Genomic DNA, 6409 nt, shown 5'->3' on the forward strand with positions numbered 1-6409 from the left:
GGGTGGGCCGCAGCTGAGAGGGCAGGAGGCGAGCAAGCACAGTCCGGCAGCCAGGGGCGCGGGTGGGCCGCAGCTGAGGCGGCAGGAGGCGAGCAGGCACAGTCCGGCAGCCAGGGGCGCGGGTGGGCCGCAGCTGAGGCGGCAGGAGGCGAGCAAGCACAGTCCGGCAGCCAGGGGCGCGGGTGGGCCGCAGCTGAGGCGGCAGGAGGCGAGCAGGCACAGTCCGGCAGCCAGGGGCGCGGGTGGGCCGCAGCTGAGGCGGCAGGAGGCGAGCAGGCACAGTCCGGCAGCCAGGGGCGCGGGCAGAGTGGGGCGAGCAGTGGAGTGGAAGTAACGGTGAGGGGGCAGGGGGTGAGCGAACCAGAGGTGGCCGAAGTGGTCGGGCGGTTGGTTATCCACCGCTGTGGTGAGCCCAGGCGGCGATCTCGGTGCGGTTGGCCAGGTCGAGCTTGGCCAGGATGCTGCGGACGTGGCTCTCCACGGTGCGTTCGGAGACCACGAGCCGCTCGGCGATCGCGCGGTTCGCCAGCCCGTCGGCGACGAGGCCGGCGATCTCGCGTTCGCGCGGCGTCAGCGGCCCGGTCGTGCTCAGCCGGGCCAGCAGCTTCCCGGCTCCGTCCACCGTGCCCGGCATCACCAGCCGGCGCGCTTCGTCGAGGGCCTGGCGCGCCAGGGAGCGGGCCCTGCCGGTCTCACCGAGGGTCGCGAGCACCGTGGCCAACCGCAGGCGGTTCTGCGCGACGAACGGGCGCGCGCCGACCCGCAGGTTCGTGGCGATCGTGGCCTCGAACAGCCGCGCGGCCTCCTCGGGCCGGCCGAGCACCACGGCGAGGCGGGCCGGCCAGCTCGTGCCGCAGTCGCTGCAGAACACCCCCGCGCCGCTCGACATCACGCGCTCGTCAGCCCGCAGCACCGGCTCGAGGAAGCGAGCCGTCTCGACGTCGCCGAAGGCCTCCACCAGCACCACCAGGTTCGGCCCCACCCCGCTGGACCGCAGGCCGAAGCCGTCTTGCCGCGCGAGGTGGCGCACGGCCTCGTACCCCGCGAGCGCCGCCTCGTCCTCCCCGACAACGAGGTGCACGAGCGGCCGGGACACCACGGCGATGGGCAGGGTCGCCGCGGTGGCGAGCACCTCGTCGTAGTGCTCGTCGATCTCGGAGACGTCACCGGTCACGAGCGCGAGCTGCAGGCTGAACGCGGACGACATGCCGAGCGCCGAGCGGTCGTCCGCCAGCTCGGCCAGAGCCAGGTCCCTGGCCTGCCGGTTCAGCTCGCGAGCCTCGGCGAACCCGCCGCGGAACGCGAGCAGCGACGTGCGCAGCCGCAGGTCGTGCCAACGCACCAAGGGCAGCCGGGTCGTCGCCGCGAGTGCCGTGACGGCCGAGATCTCGTAGTCGACCACGGGCATCGCCCCGGTCTCGAACGCCGCGTCGATGCGCCACTTGTGGCCCCACAGCGCGGAAAGCGGCTGCCGGTCCCCGAAACGCACGGCGAGGGAGCCCAGGCGCAGCCGGTCCTCGAGTGGCAGCTCGATCGGGAGGATCTTGAACCGCGCGCGCACGGCGTCGAGCAGGGCCTCGTCGTCGGTGCCCTGTTCGGAGAGCGCGAGCGCTTCGTCGGCCAGCCGGCGGGCCTCGCCGGTGCGCCCGACGTCGGCGGCGACCGACGCGGCCTGCGCAAGCAGCCGGGCGCGCAGGGTATCGGGCACTTGCGCGCCGAGCGCCGTGTCCGCGAGTTTTCCCAGCCGGGGCAACAGTTCCGGCGCGGACAGGTCCCGCACGACGAGGGCGGCGGCGGCGAGCGTCTCCGGAGTTTCCGCGCGCTCGGCCGCCTGTTCCGCGTGGTCGAGGGCCGGGCCGAAGCGACCCGAGCGGTACTCGGCCGTGGCGAGGTCGATGAGCAGCTCGGCGAGCCCGCCGGTCCGGCCCGCTCGCCGTCGCGCGTCGACGGCGAAAGTCAGAAACCTCGCCGCCTCGGCGAAAGCCAGCGCTCGCGTCGCCTCGCGCCCGGCCACCACGGCCCAGTCGGCGGCACGGCCGAGCGTCACCGGGTCGGCGGCCGACCGCAGCCAGTGCGCCGCGACGACCCCGGCGTGGGCGGGATCGGCTTCGGCTCGCGGGGTCAGCGCCAGCGCCGCCTGGGCGTGCAGAGCCTCGCGCACGCCCTGGTCGAGGTCCTCGTAGACGCCGTCGCGCACCACGGCGTGCGCGAACCGGCGCCGCCCGGCCGCGACGGGCACGAGCACGCCTGCGCGCACGACGTCGTCCAGCAGCGGCACGACCTCGGCGACGGGCCGGCCCGCGACGTCGGCGACCACGCCGCAGTCCACCTCCTCCCCCAGCACCGCCGCCACCTCGACCAGCTCGCGCACCTCCGGCGCGAGCCCGGCCACCGACGTCCGCACGAGGTGGCGCAGTTCCGCGCGCCCGCCGCCGGACCCGGCCGAACGCGCGACTGCCCGCAGGTACAGGGGGTTGCCGCCGGAGCGGCGCAGCGCGTCGCGCACCTCGGCGTCGCCGACGGCCGCGCCGGCCACCTCGGTGAGGTACCGACGCACGTCGGGCTCGGCCAGCGGGGTGACCGTCACGGCGTGCGTGGCGGGGCCGCCGAGCAGCTCGGGCAGCGTCTCGTCGAGCGTGGGCCCGGTGTCGCGGTAGGTCGCGAGCACCACCAGCCGTGAGCGGCGCAGCTCGCCGGCGAGGTGGCGCAGCAGCCGCAACGACGCTTCGTCGGCCCAGTGCAGGTCCTCCAGCACCACCACGAGGCCGCCGGGTTCGGCCGCGGCGACGAGGGCGTCGGCCGCCGTGGCGACGAGCCGGAACCGCGCCGCGACCAGGTCCGTACCTGCGCGTCCGTCCAGGTCGGCGACGGCGCGGGCGACCTCGGCGCCGGCTGTGGGCACGGCCGACAGCACGCGGCGCCACGGCCACAGTGGTGGCGCGCCGGGATCGTCCACGCAGCGGCCCCACACCGTGGCGAGGCCCTGGGTGGCGGCCTCGGCGAGCGTGGTCTTGCCGATGCCGGCGGGCCCGCCGAGCAGCACCAGGGCACCTGTGCCCGCCGCGCCGGCCGCGAACCGGCCGCGCAGGTCGGCGAGCACCCCGGCCCGGCCGACGAACGGCACGGAGCCTGTCACGCAGGCCAGTATGCGCCCGGTTTCAGTGGTCCGTCTGCGTACTGGCACTGATGTCCGGCACGTCCGCGCGGCCGAAGGTGGACCTCGTCGAACTTCCCACCCCAGGCCGAAGGAGCAGCATGTACGCCACCGTCCACCAGTTCCGGCGGAACACCGCCACCGAGAGCGGCGACTGGGGCCGGGCCCTCGCCGCGCAGCTGCACCCCGGCCCGGCGCCCCTCGGCGGGTGCGTGCTCGGCCAGGTCGCCGGCGTGCTCGGCGCGAGTGTCGCGTTCTGGCCCGACGCCGCGTCGGCGGAAGAAGCCGCCGCGCACACCGGTCCCGGCACCACGTGGCTCGACACCGACGTCTACGAGGTCGTTTCCGCCGAGTTCGCACCGGGCGCGCCGAACTACGCCCAGGCCAGCCGGTTCACCGGACCACGCGACGAGGCGCAGGTCCGCGCCGAGGACTTCGCGGGCCGTGAGCGCATCTGGCCCGCCGCCCGGCAGGTGCCGGGCATCGGCCCCGTGTTCGTGCTGCGGGCCGAAGACGGCGCGGGGCTCGTGCTCGGGTTCGCCGAGTCCGTCGCCGCGATCGAAGCCGTCCAGAAGGCGGTGCTGAGCACCGAGCTGCTGCCGGACGAGGACCCGGCGCTGCTCGCCGGCCCCGAGCGGATCGACCTGCATCGCGTTTTCCACCACACCCTGCCCGCATCCGTCACCACCGGAGGTACCCGATGAGCACCCCCACCGCCACCCGACTGCGTCCTGGCACCTGGACCGTCCACACCGGACGGACGTCGGCCACGTTCAGCGTGCGCAAGCTCGGTTTCCACCTCGTGCACGGCTCGATCCCCGTCCGATCCGCGACAGTGCACGTGAACACCGCCGGCACGCCGACCGCCCTGCGCGCGGAGCTCGACCTGTCCGCGATCGACACGGGCAACCGCCGCCGCGACCGCGACCTGCAGAAGTCCCCGTGGCTCGACTGCGGCACGGAACCGACGATGACCTTCGCGTCCGGCGACATCACCACCTGCCCGGAAGGCTGGGCGGCGCAAGGGTTCCTGAGCCTGCGCGGCACCACGTGCCCGCTCACGCTCACCGTCGAACGGCCCGCCGACACCGGCGGCGGCTCGGTGCGCCTCCAGGCCCGCGCGAGGCTCGACCGGGCACCGCTCGGCATGGGCGCGCCGCGTGCGATCGTGGGGCGTTACCTGGAAATCGGCATCGACGCGGTGCTCGTGGCGCCACACTGAGCGCTCAGGCGGTCGCCTCGATCACGCGGCCCAACGCGGCGTGGAGGGCCTCCAGCTCGGAGACCTCCATGCCGAGCGTCTCCACCACGCGATACGGGATCTTCTCGGCGTCGGCCCGCAGCGCGCGGCCCTTCTCGGTCAGCTCGACAGTGAGCTGCCGCTCGTCGGACGCCTTGCGGCCGCGGGTGACGTAACCCATCGCTTCGAGCCGCTTGAGCAGCGGAGACAGCGTCGCGGGTTCGTGGCGCAGCGCGGCCCCGAGGTCCTTCACCGACCTCGGGGCTTTCTCCCAGAGCGCGAGCATCACGAGGTACTGCGGGTGCGTCAGCCCGTACGGCTCCAGCAGGGGCCGGTAGACCGCGATGACGCTGCGCGAGGCGACTGACAGCGCGAAGCACACCTGGCGGTCGAGCTTCAGCGGGTCGTCGCCCAAGTCGATCTCTGCCACGGGGTCCTCCTCCTGGTCCGGGCCACCTTAACGGTTTCGGGTGTGGCCTCGGCTACCTCATCGATTAGCGCACTAATTATTAGTGTACTCTGACGGTAGCCGACAAGGAGGCGTGATGGACCGTCCGGGAGTGTTCCGCTGGTTCTGGTACGCAGTAGGCGGGCGTCTGCCCGAACGCTACCGGGACTGGATCCTGCACGACACGACGTCGAAGCACTGGAAGGCGCGGCACGTGCTGCGCAGTTCCGTGGGCCTCATCCCGCTGTGCCTCGTGTGGCTGCTGCTGCCGGGACCGCTGGCGCTGCGGCTCGCGATCGTGCTCATGGCGGCGCTGGTCGCGTACTTCTACTCGTCGGTGTACATGGAGGAAAGCATCGAGCACCGCCTCTCGCGCAACGGCTTCCCTCCCGGCACGGGCAAGCGCATCCGCCGCGAGGCCGCCGAAGCCGCCGACGCCGAGGCGAAGGCCCGCTACATCGCGATCTATCGCCAGAACACGGGCGAGTGACCGCTCCCGGCAGCGGTGCCGCCGGCGACGACTAGAGTCGGCGTCCGATGAGACGCAAGCTTCGCGGCCCGCTGCCGCCGCGCCACGGGCTGGACCCGGCGCGGCTGAGGATGCCCGACGAGGGCCCGTGGGGCACGCTACTGGAGCATCTCGTGGAGCGGCTGCCGCGGCTGGACCCGGCACGGATCGAGCAGATGCTGCGCGAGGAGCGCATCTTCGGGCTCGACGGGCCGCTCGGCGTCGACGCGGCGTTCGTGCCCGGCTCGTTCATCTGGTTTCACCGCGACCTGCCCGACGAGGTGCCGGTGCCGTTCGACCTGACCGTCGTGCACCGCGACGACCACCTGCTGGTGGTCGACAAACCCCACTTCCTCGCCACGATCCCGCGCGGCAAGCACATCCTCGAAACCGCGCTGGTGCGGTTGCGGCGCGACCTGGACCTGCCGGCGTTGTCTCCCGCGCACCGGCTCGACCGCGTGACCGCGGGCCTCGTGATGTTCGTGATCACACCGGCAGTGCGCGGAAAGTACCAAACGATGTTCCGCGACCGACGCGTGACGAAAGAATACGAAGCGATCGCGCCCTACGACCCGTCGCTGGAGCTGCCGCGCACGGTCCGCAGCCACATCGTCAAGGAACGCGGAGTGCTTGCGGCACAGGAGATCGAGGGGCCGGTGAACGCCGAGACCCGCGTGGAACTGATCGAACACCGCGACGGGCTCGGCCGTTACCGCCTGCTGCCCGCCACCGGCCGCACGCACCAGCTTCGCGTGCACCTGTCCGGCCTCGGCATCCCGATCCTCGGCGACGACTTCTACCCCGTGCTGACGGAAAAACCGCTCGACGACTTCACGAAACCGTTGCAGCTGCTGGCCAAGGCGCTGGAGTTCGACGATCCCGTGAGCGGCGAGCACCGCCGGTTCACGAGTTCCCTGCGCCTGACGGCGTGGGACTCACCGGACGAGTGGGCGGGGGGGGGGGGGCCGGCGGGGGGGGGGGCGCCCCCCCGCGCGCAGCGAACCCACAGCAAAAAACCCCACAACCACTACCAGCCGGAGGGGTTGGGGGTGGGTGTTT

At 73.3% G+C, this 6409-nt stretch carries 5 protein-coding genes and 1 pseudogene; 4 read left to right on the plus strand and 2 right to left on the minus strand.

Features of this window, described 5'->3' with window-relative positions; all coding sequences use genetic code 11:
- Positions 1 to 391: 391 nt before the first annotated feature.
- The gene (locus AB0F91_RS09485; RefSeq protein ID WP_360596251.1) at positions 392 to 3136 is read right to left on the minus strand and encodes an AAA family ATPase; all 2745 of its coding nucleotides are present in this window, start codon (positions 3134 to 3136) and stop codon (positions 392 to 394) included.
- A gap of 119 nt (positions 3137 to 3255) precedes the next feature.
- On the opposite strand from AB0F91_RS09485, the gene AB0F91_RS09490 reads away from it, so the two are divergent.
- Positions 3256 to 3858, plus strand: a complete 603-nt coding sequence (locus AB0F91_RS09490; RefSeq protein WP_360596252.1) for a hypothetical protein — start codon at positions 3256 to 3258, stop codon at positions 3856 to 3858.
- Entirely contained in the window at positions 3855 to 4376 is a 522-nt protein-coding gene (locus tag AB0F91_RS09495) for a YceI family protein (RefSeq protein ID WP_360596253.1), read from the plus strand. Before AB0F91_RS09490 ends, AB0F91_RS09495 begins: the two co-directional genes overlap by 4 nt.
- Positions 4377 to 4380: 4 nt before the next feature.
- Here AB0F91_RS09495 and AB0F91_RS09500 read toward each other — a convergent pair whose 3' ends face one another.
- The gene (locus AB0F91_RS09500; RefSeq protein WP_360596254.1) at positions 4381 to 4824 is read right to left on the minus strand and encodes a MarR family transcriptional regulator; all 444 of its coding nucleotides are present in this window, start codon (positions 4822 to 4824) and stop codon (positions 4381 to 4383) included.
- 115 nt (positions 4825 to 4939) lie between these two features.
- Between AB0F91_RS09500 and AB0F91_RS09505 the strand changes: the two genes are divergently transcribed.
- Complete coding sequence (locus AB0F91_RS09505; RefSeq protein ID WP_360596256.1) at positions 4940 to 5332, plus strand: DUF5313 domain-containing protein; 393 nt, start codon at positions 4940 to 4942, stop codon at positions 5330 to 5332.
- 47 nt (positions 5333 to 5379) lie between these two features.
- A pseudogene (locus tag AB0F91_RS09510) lies at positions 5380 to 6303 on the plus strand (RluA family pseudouridine synthase); the annotation flags it as partial.
- Positions 6304 to 6409 lie beyond the last annotated feature (106 nt).

The sequence above is a fragment of the Amycolatopsis sp. NPDC023774 genome (genome assembly GCF_040639695.1).
Taxonomy (GTDB): Bacteria; Actinomycetota; Actinomycetes; order Mycobacteriales; family Pseudonocardiaceae; genus Amycolatopsis.

Coding starts and splice junctions, on each gene's coding strand:
- AB0F91_RS09490 (WP_360596252.1), top strand. CDS start 3,256: ATGTACGCCACCGTCCACCAGTTCCGGCGGAACACCGCCACCGAGAGC.
- AB0F91_RS09495 (WP_360596253.1), top strand. CDS start 3,855: ATGAGCACCCCCACCGCCACCCGACTGCGTCCTGGCACCTGGACCGTC.
- AB0F91_RS09505 (WP_360596256.1), top strand. CDS start 4,940: ATGGACCGTCCGGGAGTGTTCCGCTGGTTCTGGTACGCAGTAGGCGGG.